Raw genomic sequence first — 15,765 nt, 5'->3', positions numbered from 1 at the left:
CACACGTGCCGGCGAGCACGTGGACGGACGGGGGCAGCGTATGGACGCGATACGGCTCATCCTCACCAGCAGGCGTGCCCTGGCCGGCGGCACCGACGCGGCCGAGATGATGGCCGAGGTGTGGCAGGCACAGGCCCTTGCCCAGGCGATCGGCAGCCGCCTCGCGGTCTCCGGACCGCCCGAGCTGCGCGGCGAGGCGCTGGGGCTGACCGAGCTGGCGGGCCGGGGCTGCGGCGTGCTGGACCCGCCCGAACTGGATCCGGGAGACCTGCGCGCCGCCCAGCTCACCGAACTGGACGACGCCCGCGAGACCCTGCTGTGCCTCGGCGGTCTGCTCGGCGAGGTTGGCATCGCCCTCGTCGGCATGGCCAGCGGCGCGGCCGACGAGACGACGTACTGGCAGTGCATGGAGGCCATCGACGCGGCCGACGAATCCCGCGACCGGGTCCGGGAGATGCTGCGCAAGCTGGCGGCGCGCGAGGAGATGCTGCCGGAGAACGGCAACGAGAGCAGCCCGTCGGGCGTCTGAGGACGAGCCCCCGCCGCGGGTCGCACGGGCGGTCCTGCGCCCCGCGTCGTGGGCGCCTCTGACACCTGCCTGCCGGGACGGTGCCGCTCGCGCGCCCACGGGTGCCGCTCCGCACGACGCCGGCCGGGTCTGCCGGCGGCCGTCTCAGCCGAGTCCGGCCCCCTCGGCCTCTTCGGCCGACCTCCGTGCCGTCCCCCCGTCCTGCAGGTCCGCGAGCGCCGACAGGTCCGCGTTCAGTGCCGCCATCAGCTCCTCCATCTGCTCCAGCAGCCCCTTGGGGTGCCCGGCGGAGCCCTCTTGCCGGGGAACTGACTCTTCGGACATCACGGCCTCCTCGGCCCCCGGCCCGGCCGGGCCGGCGCGATGACGCGCGACGGTGTCCACCGTCCGGCGCGGGTGCCGGACGGTCCGGCTCCAACGGCCCAACGATCACCGGCCGGCGCCGGTCACTGGCCCGCACCGCGGCCCGCGCACCGGGTGGACGGTTTTCACCCGACCGTGGACGGCCGTGCCGGGCGGTGCCGGGGAGGTTGGCGGGGCGTTCGGCGTGCAGGATAGGTGTATGGACCTTCGAATCTTCACCGAGCCCCAGCAGGGGGCCACCTACGACACCTTGCTCACCGTGGCCAAGGCCACCGAGGATCTCGGCTTCGACGCCTTCTTCCGCTCCGACCACTATCTCCGCATGGGCGGCGGCGACGGCCTGCCCGGCCCCACCGACGCCTGGATCACGCTGGCCGGGCTCGCCCGCGAGACCAAGCGCATCCGCCTCGGCACGCTGATGACGGCCGGCACCTTCCGGCTGCCCGGCGTGCTGGCCATCCAGGTCGCGCAGGTCGACCAGATGTCCGGGGGCCGGGTGGAGCTGGGTCTCGGCGCCGGCTGGTTCGAGGAGGAGCACAAGGCGTACGGCATCCCGTTCCCGAAGGAGAAGTTCGCGCGGCTGGAGGAGCAGCTCGCGATCGTCACCGGACTGTGGGCGACCGAGGTCGGCAAGACCTTCGACTTCCACGGCACGTACTACGACCTGACCGAGTCGCCCGCGCTGCCCAAGCCCGCCCAGCGGAAGGTCCCGGTGCTCATCGGCGGCCACGGGGCGACCCGCACCCCGCGGCTCGCGGCCCGGTACGCCGACGAGTTCAACATCCCCTTCGCCTCGATCGAGGACAGTGAGCGGCAGTTCGGCCGGGTGCGCGCCGCCGCGCAGGAGGCCGGCCGGGATGCGGACGACCTGACGTACTCCAACGCGCTCGTCGCCTGTGTCGGACGGGACGACCAGGAGGTCGCCCGGCGCGCCGCCGTCATCGGCCGCGAGGTGGACGAGCTCAGGGCCAACGGCCTGGCCGGGTCCCCGGCCGAGGTCGTCGACAAGATCGGCCGGTACGCCGAGATCGGCTCCCAGCGCATCTACCTGCAGATGCTGGACCTCGACGACCTCGACCACCTGGAACTGATCTCCAGCCAGGTCCAGTCGCAACTGGCCTGACACGCCGGGCCGTACCACTCGCATCCGCAGTGGCCCGAGTGGACCGAGTGGCCCGGGCCCCACGTCCCCGCCAGGGGAAGGGGTTCCGGGCCGCCTCCGCCCGAGAGGCAGCACCGCAGGCGCACTCCGTGTGCCGGAACTGTGGGCTCCATCACGGCGCTCATGATCGGGGCCTGATCGGATGTCAGGGTGCGCACAGTGCTCCCTCTCGCTCTCACCGGCCTGTTGGCCCTGACGGCATGTCAGTTCGCCGGCGGTGACGACGCCGCGGACGATGCCCGTCGCCTCAACTCCATGGAGGCCTTCCCGCTCCACGCCTACCTTCCCGACCCGTCCTCGGACGAGGTGAAGACCATCGGCAAGGCGCAGTGGATCCTGGCCGGGAAGTGCATGGTCGGGCTCGGCTTCCCCGGCTTCGCCACGCTCGACACCCGGACCCTGGAAGCGACCTACCCGGTCCGGCAGGGCAACCCGGCGATCAGCACCATGCCCGGTGACGAGACTCCCTACGGCGTCGACGACCCCGACCGGGCGGCCGAGCACGGCTACCACAACCGGGAACGGGTCGACTCCGCCCAGCCGATGGAGTGGCCGGCCGACCAGTACGTCGCCCTCACCGCCGGATACGAGACCGGCGACAGCCGACGGGCCCACGGGCGCCCCATTCCCGACGGGGGGTGCCTCGGCGAGGCGGCGCGGAAGATCTACGGCCCCCCGCCCAAGGCGAAGAGGATCAACGGCGTGCGGCTCTCCGGCTATTACTCGCTCGCCGCCGAGCTGTGGTCCCGGAGCGCCCTCCAGGCGCGCAAGGACCCGGCCTGGAAGAAGGCCGACCGGGCGTGGTCGGACTGCATGAAGAAGAAGGGCTTCCGCTACTCCGACCCGGACAAGGCGCTCTACGACCGGGCCTGGTACGGGACCTCCGGGACGCCGTCGGGCAAGGAGAGGAAGACGGCGGCCGCCGACGCGCGGTGCAAGCTCGACACCGACTACATCACTGAGGTCCACGCGGTCGAGACCCGCCTCCAGAAGACGGCCATCGGCAAGAACGGGAAGGCGCTGGGCGCCATGCGGGCCGCGGAGAAGAGGGCCGTCGAAGAGGCCCGGACGATCATCGACAAGGCCTCCCGAGCCGAGCGGCCGGCCGAGAAGCCGTGAGCCGGGCAGCCGGCGCAGGAGTGCCGAGCCGAGGAGCGGGCCGAGGCGTCACGGGCGGAGGGTCGTGAGCCGAGGAGCGGGCCGACGCGTCGCGGGGTGAACGCCCCCTACGTGCGCGTGCGGCCCCGGCCGGGCGCCGCCCCGGTGGTCGTGACACCGGAACTCGACCCCGGCACGACGGGCCGGCTCGGCGTCGGCCCGTGGAAGAAGGAGGACAGCGGCCGCCAGCGGGCGGACGGAGCCGAGCGCCGCGCGAAAAACGGTGGTCGGCGGGACCGGGGCAGGGGAGACTCGGACATGTGTTCCTGACGATCTCCACGAGCGGCGACGCCGCCAATCCGGCCACCGACCTCGGGTACCTGCTGCACAAGCATCCTGGCAAGGCGCAGCAGTTCTCGACGTCCTACGGCACCGCCCACGTCTTCTACCCGGAGGCGGACGACCGGCGCTGCACGGCCGCGCTGCTGCTGGAGATCGACACGGTGTCGCTGGTCCGGCGGGGCAAGGGCAAGGGACGCGGCGGCGCCCCCGACGCGGCACTCGCGCAGTACGTCAACGACCGCCCCTACGCGGCCTCCTCGCTGCTCGCCGTCGCGCTGAGCGGCGTGTTCTCCAGCGCCCTGCGCGGCGTCTGCACCGCACGCCCGGAGCGCGCCGCCAGGCCGCTGCCCCTGCGGGTCGAGGTGCCGGCCCTGCCCGCCCGGGGCGGCGCCGAACTGGTACGCGGCCTCTTTGCGCCGCTCGGCTGGACCGTGGACGCCGAACCCGTGCCGCTCGACACCGAGTTCCCGGAGTGGGGCGACTCGCGCTACGTCCGCCTCGTCCTGGAGGCGCGGACGCTCACCCTGGCCGAGGCGCTGCGCCACCTGTACGTCCTGCTGCCGGTCCTGGACGACGCCAAGCACTACTGGGTCTCCGCCGACGAGGTCGACAAGCTGCTGCGGGCCGGCGAGGGCTGGCTGCCCGGCCACCCGGAGCAGAAGCTGATCACCAGCCGGTACCTGTCCCGGCGCTGGTCCCTGACCCGGCAGGCGATGGAGCGGCTGGAACTGGTGCGGCTGGCCGAGGCCGACGACAGCCAGGTCGAGGAGATCGACAACGCGGTCGAGGACCTCGAAGCGGCCGAGGACGCCGGCGACGCGGGCCGGGAAGCCGACGGTGAGACGGAGGCGGCGACGGGGACGGAGGCGGGGAGCGGGGCGCGGGAGGTGCTCCCGGGCCAGACCCCGAGTCAGCCGCAGACCCCGACCCGGACCCCGACCCGGACCCGGATCCCGACCGAGGTGCAGCCCCAGCCCCAGCCCCAGGCCCAGACTCAGACCCAGCCCCAGACTCAGCTCCAGGCCCAGACCGAGTCACCGGCGCCCGAGCCGGCGGACCCGACGTCGGCACCGCTCGCCGTGCAGCGCAGGGAGGCGATCCTCGCCGCCCTGCACGCGTCCGGTGCCGCCCGGGTCCTGGATCTCGGGTGCGGGCAGGGCCAGTTGGTGCAGGCCCTCCTCAAGGACGTGCGCTTCACGGAGATCGTCGGCATGGACGTGTCGATGCGGGCGCTGGCCGTCGCCGCCCGCCGGCTCCGGCTCGACCGCATGGGCGAGCGACAGGCGTCCCGGGTGCGGCTCGTCCAGGGTTCGCTCGCCTACACCGACAACCGGCTCAAGGGCTACGACGCCGCCGTGCTCAGCGAGGTCGTCGAACACCTCGACCTGCCCCGGCTGCCCGCCCTGGAGTACGCCGTGTTCGGGCACGCCCGCCCGCGCACGGTCCTCGTGACCACCCCCAACGTCGAGTACAACGTCCGCTGGGAGACCCTGCCCGCCGGGCACGTCCGGCACGGCGACCACCGCTTCGAGTGGACCCGCGAGGAGTTCCGCAGCTGGGCGGGCGAGGTGGCCGGACGGCACGGCTACGACGTCGGGTTCGTGCCCGTCGGACCGGACGACCCAGAGGTCGGGCCGCCCACCCAGATGGCCGTGTTCGAGCTCAGGACCACCACGGACGAGAAGGAGGCGAAGGCCGCATGACCGAGACCCGCACGGGGCGGACCCTGCCCGTCACCGACCTCTCCCTGGTCGTCCTGGTCGGCGCCTCCGGCTCCGGCAAGTCGACGTTCGCCCGCAAGCACTTCAAGCCCACCGAGGTCGTCTCCTCGGACTTCTGCCGCGGTCTGGTCGCCGACGACGAGAACGACCAGAGCGCGTCCCGGGACGCCTTCGACGTCCTGCACTACATCGCCGGCAAGCGGCTGGCGGCCGGCCGCCGGACCGTCGTCGACGCCACCAACGTCCAGCAGGACGGCCGACGGCAGCTGATCGAGCTGGCGAAGCAGTACGACGTGCTGCCCATCGCCATCGTGCTGGACGTGCCGGAGGAGGTGTGCGCCGAACGCAACGCCGCCCGCACCGACCGTGCCGACATGCCCCGCCGGGTCATCCAGCGGCACATCCGCGAACTGCGCCGCTCGCTCAGGCAGCTGGAGCGCGAGGGCTTCCGCAAGGTGCACGTCCTGCGCGGTGCGGCGGAGGTGGAGGGCGCCACCGTCGTCACCGAGAAGCGCTTCAACGACCTGACCCACCTCACCGGTCCCTTCGACATCATCGGCGACATCCACGGCTGCTCGTCCGAACTCGAGGCCCTGCTGGCGAAGTTGGGTTACGAGGACGGCGCGCACCCGCAGGGCCGTACCGCCGTCTTCGTCGGCGACCTGGTCGACCGCGGCCCGGACAGCCCCGGGGTGCTGCGCCGCGTGATGTCGATGGTGCGGTCGGGAGCCGCCCTCTGCGTCCCCGGCAACCACGAGAACAAGTACGGCCGCCACCTCAAGGGCCGCAAGGTGCAGCACACCCACGGCCTCGCCGAGACCATCGCCCAGATGGACGGCGAGAGCGAGGAGTTCCGCGCCGAGGTCCGGCGCTTCCTGGACGGGCTGGTCAGCCACTACGTCCTCGACGGCGGCCGGCTCGTGGTGTGCCACGCCGGTCTGCCCGAGAAGTACCACGGCCGCACCTCCGGCCGGGTCCGCTCGCACGCGCTGTACGGCGACACCACCGGTGAGACGGACGAGTTCGGGCTGCCGGTGCGCTACCCGTGGGCCGAGGACTACCGGGGCCGGGCCGCCGTGGTCTACGGCCACACGCCGGTGCCGGAGGCGACCTGGCTCAACAACACCATCTGCCTGGACACCGGAGCCGTCTTCGGCGGCAAGCTGACCGCACTGCGCTGGCCCGAGCGCGAGCTGGTCGACGTACCGGCCGAGCGTGTCTGGTACGAGCCGGCGAGGCCGCTGCGCGCCGAGGCGCCCGGTGGCCACGACGGACGGCCGCTGGACCTGGCGGACGTGCACGGCCGCCGGGCGGTGGAGACCCGGTACGCGGGCAGGGTGGCGATCCGCGAGGAGAACGCGGCGGCGGCCCTCGAGGTCATGAGCCGCTTCGCGATCGACCCGCGCCTGCTGCCGTACCTGCCGCCCACCATGGCGCCCACGGCCACCTCCCGGGTGGACGGCTACCTGGAGCACCCGCAGGAGGCCTTCGCCCAGTACGCGCGGGACGGGCTCGCGCGGGTCGTGTGCGAGGAGAAGCACATGGGCTCGCGGGCCGTGGCCCTGGTGTGCCGGGACGAGGAGGCGGCCCGCGGCCGCTTCGGCGTCGCGGACGGTCCGGCGGGTTCGCTGTACACCCGCACCGGGCGGCCGTTCTTCGACGACGAGAAGGTGACCGGGGAGATCCTCGGCCGCCTGCGCTCGGCGATCGCGGACGCCGGCCTGTGGGACGAACTCGACACGGACTGGCTGCTGCTGGACGCCGAGCTGATGCCGTGGTCGCTGAAGGCCTCGGGGCTGCTGCGCAGCCAGTACGCGGCCGTGGGTGCCGCCGCCGGCGCGGTGCTCCCGGGGGCCCTGGCCGCCCTGGAGGCGGCCGCCGCGCGCGGTGCCGACGTGGGCGGACTGCTGACCCGGCAGCGCGAACGGGCCGCCGACGCACAGGCGTTCACCACCGCCTACCGCCGTTACTGCTGGACCACCGACGGTCTGGAAGGCGTCCGCCTGGCGCCCTTCCAGATCCTGGCGAGCGCCGGCCGCAGCCTCGCCGCGCTGCCGCACGACGAGCAACTGGCCCTGATCGACCGCCTGGTGGAGCACGACGGCACCGGACTGCTGCAGACCACCCGCCGGCTGTACGTCGACACCGGTGACCCGGAGTCGGTGCGCGCGGGCGTCGACTGGTGGCTGGAGATGACCGGCCGGGGCAGCGAGGGCATGGTCGTCAAGCCGGTCGGCGCGCTGGTCCGGGACGGGGACGGGCGGCTGGTGCAGCCCGGCATCAAGTGCCGGGGCCGTGAGTACCTGCGGATCATCTACGGTCCCGAGTACACCCGGCCGGACAACCTCGCCCGGCTGCGGCAGCGGTTCCTGAACCACAAGCGCTCCCTCGCCCTGCGCGAGTACGCCCTCGGCCTCGAGGCCCTGGACCGGCTCGCGGAGGGGGAGCCGCTGTGGCGGGTCCACGAGGCGGTCTTCGGGGTACTGGCGCTGGAGTCGGAGCCGGTGGACCCGCGCCTCTGAGTCCCGCTGCGGACGCCTGCCGGGCCGGGCGACACCGGGCCCCCGCCGCCCACCCAGGGGCCCGGGCGCCCACCCCCGGTCAGGGCGCCCGCCCACCTCCGGTCAGGGCGTCCGCCCACCTCCGGTCAGGGCGTCCGCCCACCTCCGGTCAGGGCGTCCGCCCACCTCCGGTCCGGGCGGACACCCGCTCACGGCCCGGGCGTCCGCCCACCCAGGGGCCCGTCCGCCCCCGGCCCGTCCGCCCACCCCCGGCCCGTCCGCCTACCCCAGGTCCGGGCGCCCGCCCGCTCACAGCCCGGGCGTCCGCCCATCCGCGATCCTGGAGTCCGCCGCTCACCGCCCCGCGCCCGCCCGCCCCGCGGTCCGGGCGCCCACCCGCACCCACCACCCCGGTGTCCGCCCGGCGGCCCCCGCCCCGCCCCCGCCTGTGAGCCGGCCCACGTGACCCTTGTGCTGTGCAAGCATCCGTCCATAGGGTGAACACCGGTACGGCACAGGGGTGTTGACCGATCCGAGGGGAGCGGTGGGCGTGGAGATCAAGAAGGTCGTGGTCCGCGAGGACCGGCAGAGCACCACCCGCAGACCGGCGATCCTGGAGAAGCGGCCGACCCGCTGAGCATGCGCGTCCACCTGGTCACGATGCCGTGGCACCCGATCGACCTGCCCTCGCTGCAACTGGGCCTGCTCCACCGCATCGTGCGCCGGGCCCGACCCGGCGACGAGGTGACCGAGTTCCACGGCTCCCTGCGCTGGGCGGAGTTCCTGCTGGAACACTCCGGCGGCAGGCTGCGCCCGGGGGACTACGTGGCCGTCGGCAGCGACGCGATCTTCCACGGCCTGGGCGACTGGGTCTTCTCCGGGGCCCTCTACGACAACCCCGGCTGGGGCCTGGCACGGCTGCGTGACTACGCGGCCGCCCGGGACGTCTTCATCGACACCGCCGTCGCCATGCGGCCGTACGCCGCCGACTTCATCTCCGAGTGCGCCACCGAGGTGCTGGCGGCCGAGCCCGACGTGATCGGGTTCACCAGCACGTTCATGCAGAACGTCGCCTCCCTCGCGCTCGCCCGCGAACTCCGGCGAAGGCGCCCGGAGTCGGTGATCGTCTTCGGCGGCAGCAACTGCGACGGCCCGATGGGCCACGCCCTGCACCGCAATCACCCCTTCGTGGACCACGTGGTCCGCGGCGAGGCCGAGTACGCCTTCCCGCACCTGTTACGGCACCTGGACGCGGGCACCGCCCCGGTGGACGTGCCCGGCCTGTGCTGGTGGGACGGCACCCGCTCGCGGGCCAACCCGGAGACCCGGCGGACCGTGGCGCCCGCCGACATCCCCTCGCCCGACTACGACCAGTGGCAGGCCGCCCTGGACGCCTCGCCGGTCCAGGAGCACGTCCACCCGAAACTCGTCGTGGAGGGGGCCCGCGGCTGCTGGTGGGGCGAGAAGCACCACTGCACCTTCTGCGGCCTGAACGGCTCCGCCATGGCGTTCCGCGCCAAGCCGGGCGAGCGGCTGTGGGCGGAGATCGAACGGCTGGTGCGCCGCCACCGCATCCTCGACGTGGTCACGGTCGACAACATCATCGACATGGCCTACTTCCGGGACTTCCTGCCCCGCGTCGTCGAGAGCGGCTGGGACCTGCGGCTGCACTACGAGGTCAAGTCGAACCTCACCCCGGAACAGTTCCGGCTCCTCGGCGAGTCCGGCACCGTGCACATCCAGCCCGGCATCGAGAGCCTGGGCAGCCGCGTCCTGGACCTGATGGACAAGGGCGTCACCGGCGCCCGTAACGTCCGGACCCTGCGCGAGTGCGAGAACCACGCGCTGACCTGCTCCTGGAACCTCCTCTACGGCTTCCCCGGCGAGCGGGCCGAGGACTACACGCCGGTCGTCGACCAGCTCCCCGCCCTGGTCCACCTGCAGCCGCCGAGCGGCGCGCACCGGATCCAGCTGGAGCGTTTCAGCCCGCACTTCACCGACCCGGCCCGCGGCTTCGGCAAGCGCCGGCCGGCCGAGATGTACCAGCACGTCTACGACCTTCCCGAGGAGGAACTCACCGACCTGGTCTACTTGTTCGACACGGAGGACGCGGGGATCGCGGGACCGGCCGAGCAGCGGCTGACGGACGCCGTCGCCGCGTGGCGGGCGGGACACGCGCGCTCCCGGCTGCTGTTCGAGGAGGACGGCGACACCCTGCTGGTGCACGACGGGCGGCACGGCCGGCCCCCCGCCACCCACTGCTTCACCGGCTGGCGGGCCGCGGCCCTGCGCCGGCTGGAGGACGGCCGGACCGTCCCCGCCGTGCACCGGCTGCTGGCCGCCGACGGTCACGAGGTGGCCCCGGACACCCTGGCCGAGTGGATCGGCCAGGCCTTCGCGCAGGGCCTGTTGTTCCGCGACGGGCCCACCTACGTCGCGCTGCCGACCTGGGGCGAGCCGGTACGGCTGACCGAGGACGCCCGGTGAGCGGGCCGCCGTCCGCCGAGCCGCACCGGCTCACCGGCCGGCCGTCCGCCGCCGTGCCGCACCGGCTGCTCGCCGGCCGGCCCCCGGCCACCGTGCCGCACCGGCTCACCGGCAGCCGGGTCGAGGCCGTCGGGCCGCTGGACATCGGCGGGCAGGGCCGGGAGACGGCGGAGGCGGTGCGGTTCCTGCGCGAGTGCCTGAGCCACGGCCCGAGCGTGAGCTGGCGCGCCACGGGCCGGCCGTCGTACGACCTCTCCGTGCTGCATCACCTGCCACCGCCCACCGAACCGCCAGGCACGCACGAGTGGGCCGCCTGGCGGTCCGCCTACGCCTACGGCACCCTGTACCACCGCCGCGGCCCCGGCTTCGTGACGGTGCTGGACCGGCGCGAGAAGGACAAGGCCGTCCGGCTCACCCTCGACCACCCCGACCTCCACGCCGCCTTCCTGCGCCTGCTGGAACCCACGCCCCTCGACATCCTCGACCACACCGAGCGCGAGGCCGCCGACCTGCTCGCCGCCGAGCGGCTGGTGCTGGCCCGCGGCGGCTGGGCGGTGGCGCTGCCGCCCCGTCTGCGGCAGTGGCCGGTGCCCTGCACCGCGATCTGACCCGGGGCGTCCGCACGCCGGCGGGCCCGGGGCCCGGAGCCCGTCCGGAGCCCGGAAGGGTGGCGGGTCCAGGGTTCGGAGCCCGTCAGGAGCCCCGAAGGCCGGCGGGTTCGGAGCCCCGGAGGGCGGCGGGGGCGGGGTCCGAGTGTCCGTCCGGAGCCCCGGAGGCCGACGGGTCCGGGGTCGGGAGCCATTCCGGAGCCCCGGAGGGCGGCGGGGCCGGGGTCCGGAGCCCCGGAGACCGGCGGGGGCGGGGTCCGGCGCCGTCAGCCGAGCAGCCGCAGGCGCTGCCCGCAGACCCCGAACCGGACCGTCTGCCCCCAGGTCAGCCGCAGCGCGTCCGTCTCGATGCCGTCACCGAAGGCGATGAGCCGGTCGGACTCCACCGTGACGGTCAGCGCGGCCGAGGCGCCCAGCTCACCGGCGACCAGGCGCGTCCCGGTGGCCGGCGACGGCCAGGCCTCCCGGACGAACCACACCAGCCGCTCCTCGGTGGCGGCGGGCAACGCGAGCGCGCCGCCCCGCTCCCGCCACACCGAGCGCAGCCAGCCGGTCGCCCCGGTGCCGGTCCCCACCAGCACCCCGGAGGAGGCCTGGGCCTCGGCGACACCCCCGTCGCCGTCGAGGCCCAGGCGGTACCGGGCGGTCTGGTGACCGGGCGCGCCCAGGTAGATCTCGTTGAGCGCCACCAGCCGCTGGGTGTCGTCGGCCACCGCCTCGACCATGGTGAGCTCGTCGCACCCCGTCCCCGTCCCCGTCCCCGTCCCCGGGGTTCCCGGGGTTCCCGGCGCCGCCGCCGTCAGCAGCCGCGCCGCGTCCCGCGGGCGGTGCCCTACCAGCACACCGGGGTTGCGGCCGGGGTCCGCGTCGATGCCGATGACCGGCTGTCCCGTCAGGTACTTGGCGACGTTCGCGACCAGCCCGTCCTGCCCGACCACCACGACCAGGTCCTCGGGCGCGAAGAGGAACCGCTCCAGGTCGGCTCGCTCGACCATGGTCCGGCGCCAGGCCAGCGGCACCGCCGCGGTCACCTCGGCCAGTGCCCGGCGGACCCGGCGGTGGCGTTCGGCGACCTCCTCGACGTCCCGGCCCCGCGAGGCGAGGAAGAACGCGGCCTGGCCGTGGGTGCCGTGCCGGGCCACCAGTTCCTCGTACTCGGTGGTCCGGTGGACCAGTACCGCGCGCGGGGCGAGGCTCACGGCCGCGCCCCCGGCGCACCGGAGAGCTTCGCCAGCAACCCGGTCAGCACGTCCGGCGAGATGGTCACGCTGTCGATCTGCGGCACGTTCTCGGCCAGCCGTATCCCGGCGAGGGCGTGCAGGACCGCCACCTCCACCTCGGCGTGCACCCGCAGCCACGCCGCCCGCGCCTCCGCCCGGGCCTCGCCCACCACGCGTGCCTCCTCGGCCGCGGCGCGGGCGAGCCGTACCGCCTTCGCCGCCTCCGCCTCGGCCAGCCGTTCGGTACGGATCGCCTCCGCCCCGGCCAGCCGCTCGGTACGGGTCGCCTCCGCCTCGCCGAGGCGTACCGCGCGGGCCGCCTCCGCGTCGGCGCGCACGGCGTCCGCGGCCGCCTGCTCCTCGGCCTCGCGGCGGGCGTTGGTGCCCCGCTGGTCGACCAACCGCTCCTCGCGCCGGGCCAGTTCGATGCGGCTGGCCAGCTCGTTCTCGGCGATCGCCCGCTCCCGCTCGACGGCCACCGCCCGGCGCTCGTACGTCGCCCGGTCGGCGTCCTGCTGGATCCGCTCCCGGGCGGGGGTGCGCAGGGCCCGCTCCACCTCGGGCTCCGGGAGCACGGCCGCCACGCGGACGGCGACCACCTCGATGCCGGTGGCCGGCAACCGGGGCTCGGCGGCCAGCCCGGCGGCGAGTCGCTCGCGCACCGCGCTCACGCCGTCGGTCAGCGCGGTCGCCAACGGCACACGGGCCAGGACGTCCAGGGCGTGCTCCTGGGCCGTCCCGGTGAGCAGGGTGCCGAGTTGCTCCAGCGGGGTGCCGCGCCAGGCGCCCGTGTCGGGATCGATGGAGAAGTCGAGGCGGGCGGCGGCGAGCGCCGGGTCGCCGATGCGGTAGGTCAGCGCCGCCTGCACCGTCACGTCCTGGAAGTCGGCCGTCCGGGCGTGGAAGGTCATGGCCAGCTCGCGGTCGTCCACGGGGACTTCGCTGAGCGCGGCGGTCAGCGGGCGGAACCAGAAGCTGAGTCCGGGCCCGTCGTGCACCAGCCGGCCCGAACGGTGGTGCAGGATGTGGGCGGTGGGCGCCCCGCGCAGATGGCGCCGGCCGAGGCGCCGGGTGATGTCGGCCATGCGACCCCCTTGTTTTCGTCAGTGGGACGATAATTGCGGTGGCCACTTGTCGTCAAGGAGACGAAAACAACCGGGCGCGGAAACCGCCGAGGAGCGGGTGAACCCGGGGCGCGATGGTCAGGATGGAGACATGGGATTCCAAGTCGACTCCGAGGCCGGGCGGCTGCGCCGCGTCATACTCCACCGGCCGGATCTCGAGCTCAAAAGGCTCACCCCCAGCAACAAGGACGCCCTCCTCTTCGACGACGTGCTCTGGGTGCGCCGGGCGCGCGCCGAGCACGACGGCTTCGCCGACGTCCTGCGAGACCGGGGCGTCGCCGTCCACCTGTTCGGCGATCTGCTCACCGAGACGCTGGAGGTCCCCGAGGCCCGCGCCCTCGTCCTGGACCGCGTCTTCGACGAGAAGGAGTACGGCCCGCTCGCCACCGACCACCTGCGCGCCGCCTTCGACGAGCTGCCCCCGGGCGAGCTGGCCGAGGCGCTGGTCGGCGGGATGACCAAACGGGAGTTCCTGGAGGCGCACCTGGAGCCCACCTCCGTCCGCTTCCACGTCATGGACCTGGACGACTTCCTGCTGCGCCCGCTGCCCAACCACCTCTTCACCCGCGACACCTCGGCCTGGATCTACGACGGCGTCTCCATCAACGCCATGCGCTGGCCCGCCCGGCAGCGCGAGACCGTCCACTTCGAGGCGATCTACCGCCATCACCCCCTCTTCCGCGAGGAGACGTTCCGCATCTGGTCCCGGGGGCAGGCCGACTACCCCTCCACCATCGAGGGCGGCGACGTCCTGGTGATCGGCAACGGCGCCGTGCTGATCGGCATGAGCGAGCGCACCACCCCGCAGGCCGTGGAGATGCTGGCGCACAAGCTGTTCGCGGCCGGCTCGGCGCGCACGATCGTCGCGCTCGACATGCCCAAGCGGCGGGCCTTCATGCACCTCGACACGGTGATGACCATGGTCGACGGCGACACCTTCACCCAGTACGCGGGGCTCGGGATGCTGCGCTCGTACACCATCGAACCGGGCGTCGGCGACCGCGACCTGAAGGTCACGGACCATCCGCCGGAGCACATGCACCGCGCGATCGCCGCCGCCCTCGGCCTGGGCGAGATCCGGGTGCTGACCGCCACCCAGGACGTGCACGCCGCCGAGCGCGAGCAGTGGGACGACGGCTGCAACGTCCTCGCCGTCGAGCCGGGGGTCGTCGTCGCCTACGAGCGGAACTCCACCACCAACACCCATCTGCGCAAGCAGGGCATCGAAGTGATCGAGATCCCGGGCAGCGAGCTGGGCCGGGGCCGCGGCGGCCCGCGCTGCATGAGCTGCCCGGTCGAGCGCGACGCGGTGTGACACGGGGGTGCCGCCGGAAGCGGTGTGCCGGACGGCACCGGACGCGGTGACGGGGGAGGGCGGGGGTTCGGCATGCCGCCGTACCGCGGCCGGGGTCCGCGGTGAGGGCGCCCTCGGCCCGCCCGGGAGCGGTGTGACGTGACGGACGCCCGCGACTCGCATAGAAATGCTGACAGTCGTATAGAATTTCAACGTCTCTGCCAGTCGTACCCCTGGAGCGCCCTCATGGCGACAGTCCCGACCGCCCTCGCCGGCCGCCACTTCCTCAAGGAGCTGGACTTCACCGAGGAGGAGTTCCGCGGCCTGGTCGACCTGGCCGCGGAGCTGAAGGCCGCCAAGAAGGCCGGGACCGAGACCCAGTACCTGCGGGGGCGCAACATCGCGCTGATCTTCGAGAAGACCTCGACGCGCACCCGCTGCGCGTTCGAGGTCGCCGCCGCCGACCAGGGCGCCCACACGACCTACCTGGACCCCTCCGGCTCGCAGATCGGGCACAAGGAGTCCGTGAAGGACACGGCCCGCGTCCTCGGCCGGATGTTCGACGGCATCGAGTACCGCGGGGACAGCCAGGCCAAGGTCGAGGAGCTGGCCGCCTGCGCCGGCGTGCCCGTCTACAACGGCCTCACCGACGACTGGCACCCCACCCAGATGCTCGCCGACGTGCTCACCATGGCCGAGCACAGCACCAAGCCGCTGCGCCAGATCACCTTCGCCTACCTCGGTGACGCCCGCTTCAACATGGGCAACTCCTACCTCGTCACCGGCGCGCTGCTCGGCATGGACGTACGCCTGGTCGCGCCCCGGGAGTACTGGCCGGACGCCGGGATCGTGGCCCGGGCCCGCAAGCTCGCCGAGAGCAGCGGCGCCGTCGTCACGCTCACCGAGGACGTCGCCGAGGGCGTCCGGGGCGCCGACTTCGTCGCCACCGACGTCTGGGTCTCCATGGGCGAGCCCAAGGAGGTCTGGGGGGAGCGGATCAAGGCCCTCGCGCCCTACGCCGTGACCATGGACGTCCTGGACGCCACCGGGAACCCGGACGTGAAGTTCCTGCACTGCCTGCCGGCCTTCCACGACCTGGGCACCAAGGTGGGGCAGGAGATCCACGAGGCCTACGGCCTGCGGTCCCTGGAGGTGACCGACGAGGTCTTCGAGTCGGCCCACTCCGTCGTCTTCGACGAGGCCGAGAACCGCCTGCACACGATCAAGGCGGTGCTGGTAGCCACACTCGCCTGACCGGTCCTATCCTGGCCGGCGGCCCGGAGCCACCCCTTCCGGTGCCGTCGCCGCGCCTGTAC

12 protein-coding genes are annotated in these 15,765 nt (G+C 73.7%); 9 read left to right on the top strand and 3 right to left on the bottom strand.

The window, feature by feature from the left end:
• Positions 1 to 40: 40 nt before the first annotated feature.
• Positions 41 to 529, top strand: coding sequence for a DUF6099 family protein (locus tag ABVB68_RS05045; protein WP_353599631.1), 489 nt, complete (start codon positions 41 to 43; stop codon positions 527 to 529).
• A gap of 144 nt (positions 530 to 673) precedes the next feature.
• Here ABVB68_RS05045 and ABVB68_RS05040 read toward each other — a convergent pair whose 3' ends face one another.
• Entirely contained in the window at positions 674 to 853 is a 180-nt protein-coding gene (locus tag ABVB68_RS05040) for a hypothetical protein (protein WP_353599630.1), read from the bottom strand.
• A 238-nt stretch (positions 854 to 1,091) separates the two neighbouring features.
• Between ABVB68_RS05040 and ABVB68_RS05035 the strand changes: the two genes are divergently transcribed.
• The 6 genes from ABVB68_RS05035 (at position 1,092) to ABVB68_RS05005 (ending at position 10,811) form a co-directional block, all read left to right on the top strand.
• Positions 1,092 to 2,015: an LLM class F420-dependent oxidoreductase gene (locus tag ABVB68_RS05035; protein ID WP_353599629.1), complete on the top strand. Its 924-nt coding sequence runs from the start codon at positions 1,092 to 1,094 to the stop codon at positions 2,013 to 2,015.
• Between the two features lie 198 nt (positions 2,016 to 2,213).
• The gene (locus ABVB68_RS05030) at positions 2,214 to 3,173 is read left to right on the top strand and encodes a hypothetical protein (RefSeq protein WP_353599628.1); all 960 of its coding nucleotides are present in this window, start codon (positions 2,214 to 2,216) and stop codon (positions 3,171 to 3,173) included.
• Positions 3,174 to 3,472: 299 nt separating this feature from the next.
• A complete protein-coding gene (locus tag ABVB68_RS05020; RefSeq protein WP_353599627.1) occupies positions 3,473 to 5,197 on the top strand; it encodes a 3' terminal RNA ribose 2'-O-methyltransferase Hen1 in 1,725 nt (574 codons plus the stop codon).
• Positions 5,194 to 7,737: a polynucleotide kinase-phosphatase gene (locus ABVB68_RS05015; protein WP_353599626.1), complete on the top strand. Its 2,544-nt coding sequence runs from the start codon at positions 5,194 to 5,196 to the stop codon at positions 7,735 to 7,737. The genes ABVB68_RS05020 and ABVB68_RS05015 overlap by 4 nt, the downstream gene beginning before the upstream one ends.
• A 618-nt stretch (positions 7,738 to 8,355) precedes the next feature.
• Complete coding sequence (locus ABVB68_RS05010) at positions 8,356 to 10,203, top strand: RiPP maturation radical SAM C-methyltransferase (protein ID WP_353599625.1); 1,848 nt, start codon at positions 8,356 to 8,358, stop codon at positions 10,201 to 10,203.
• Complete coding sequence (locus ABVB68_RS05005; RefSeq protein WP_353599624.1) at positions 10,200 to 10,811, top strand: DUF5825 family protein; 612 nt, start codon at positions 10,200 to 10,202, stop codon at positions 10,809 to 10,811. Before ABVB68_RS05010 ends, ABVB68_RS05005 begins: the two co-directional genes overlap by 4 nt.
• Positions 10,812 to 11,077: 266 nt before the next feature.
• Here the strand turns inward: ABVB68_RS05005 and ABVB68_RS05000 are convergent, their stop codons facing one another.
• Entirely contained in the window at positions 11,078 to 12,010 is a 933-nt protein-coding gene (locus tag ABVB68_RS05000; protein WP_353599623.1) for a hypothetical protein, read from the bottom strand.
• Positions 12,007 to 13,116: an SPFH domain-containing protein gene (locus ABVB68_RS04995; protein WP_353599622.1), complete on the bottom strand. Its 1,110-nt coding sequence runs from the start codon at positions 13,114 to 13,116 to the stop codon at positions 12,007 to 12,009. The genes ABVB68_RS05000 and ABVB68_RS04995 overlap by 4 nt, the downstream gene beginning before the upstream one ends.
• Before the next feature lie 130 nt (positions 13,117 to 13,246).
• Here ABVB68_RS04995 and ABVB68_RS04990 point away from each other — a divergent pair, with 130 nt between their 5' ends.
• Positions 13,247 to 14,470 carry an arginine deiminase gene (locus ABVB68_RS04990; RefSeq protein WP_353599621.1) on the top strand — a complete coding sequence of 408 codons (1,224 nt, stop codon included), beginning with the start codon at positions 13,247 to 13,249 and terminating at the stop codon, positions 14,468 to 14,470.
• Positions 14,471 to 14,695: 225 nt separating this feature from the next.
• Positions 14,696 to 15,703: an ornithine carbamoyltransferase gene (gene argF, locus ABVB68_RS04985; RefSeq protein WP_353599620.1), complete on the top strand. Its 1,008-nt coding sequence runs from the start codon at positions 14,696 to 14,698 to the stop codon at positions 15,701 to 15,703.
• Positions 15,704 to 15,765: the final 62 nt, after the last annotated feature.

Origin of the sequence: Streptomyces sp. NPDC096012, from assembly GCF_040426375.1 — a bacterium.
Classification (GTDB): Bacteria; Actinomycetota; Actinomycetes; order Streptomycetales; family Streptomycetaceae; genus Streptomyces.
This window is presented reverse-complemented; position numbering and strand designations above follow the sequence as displayed.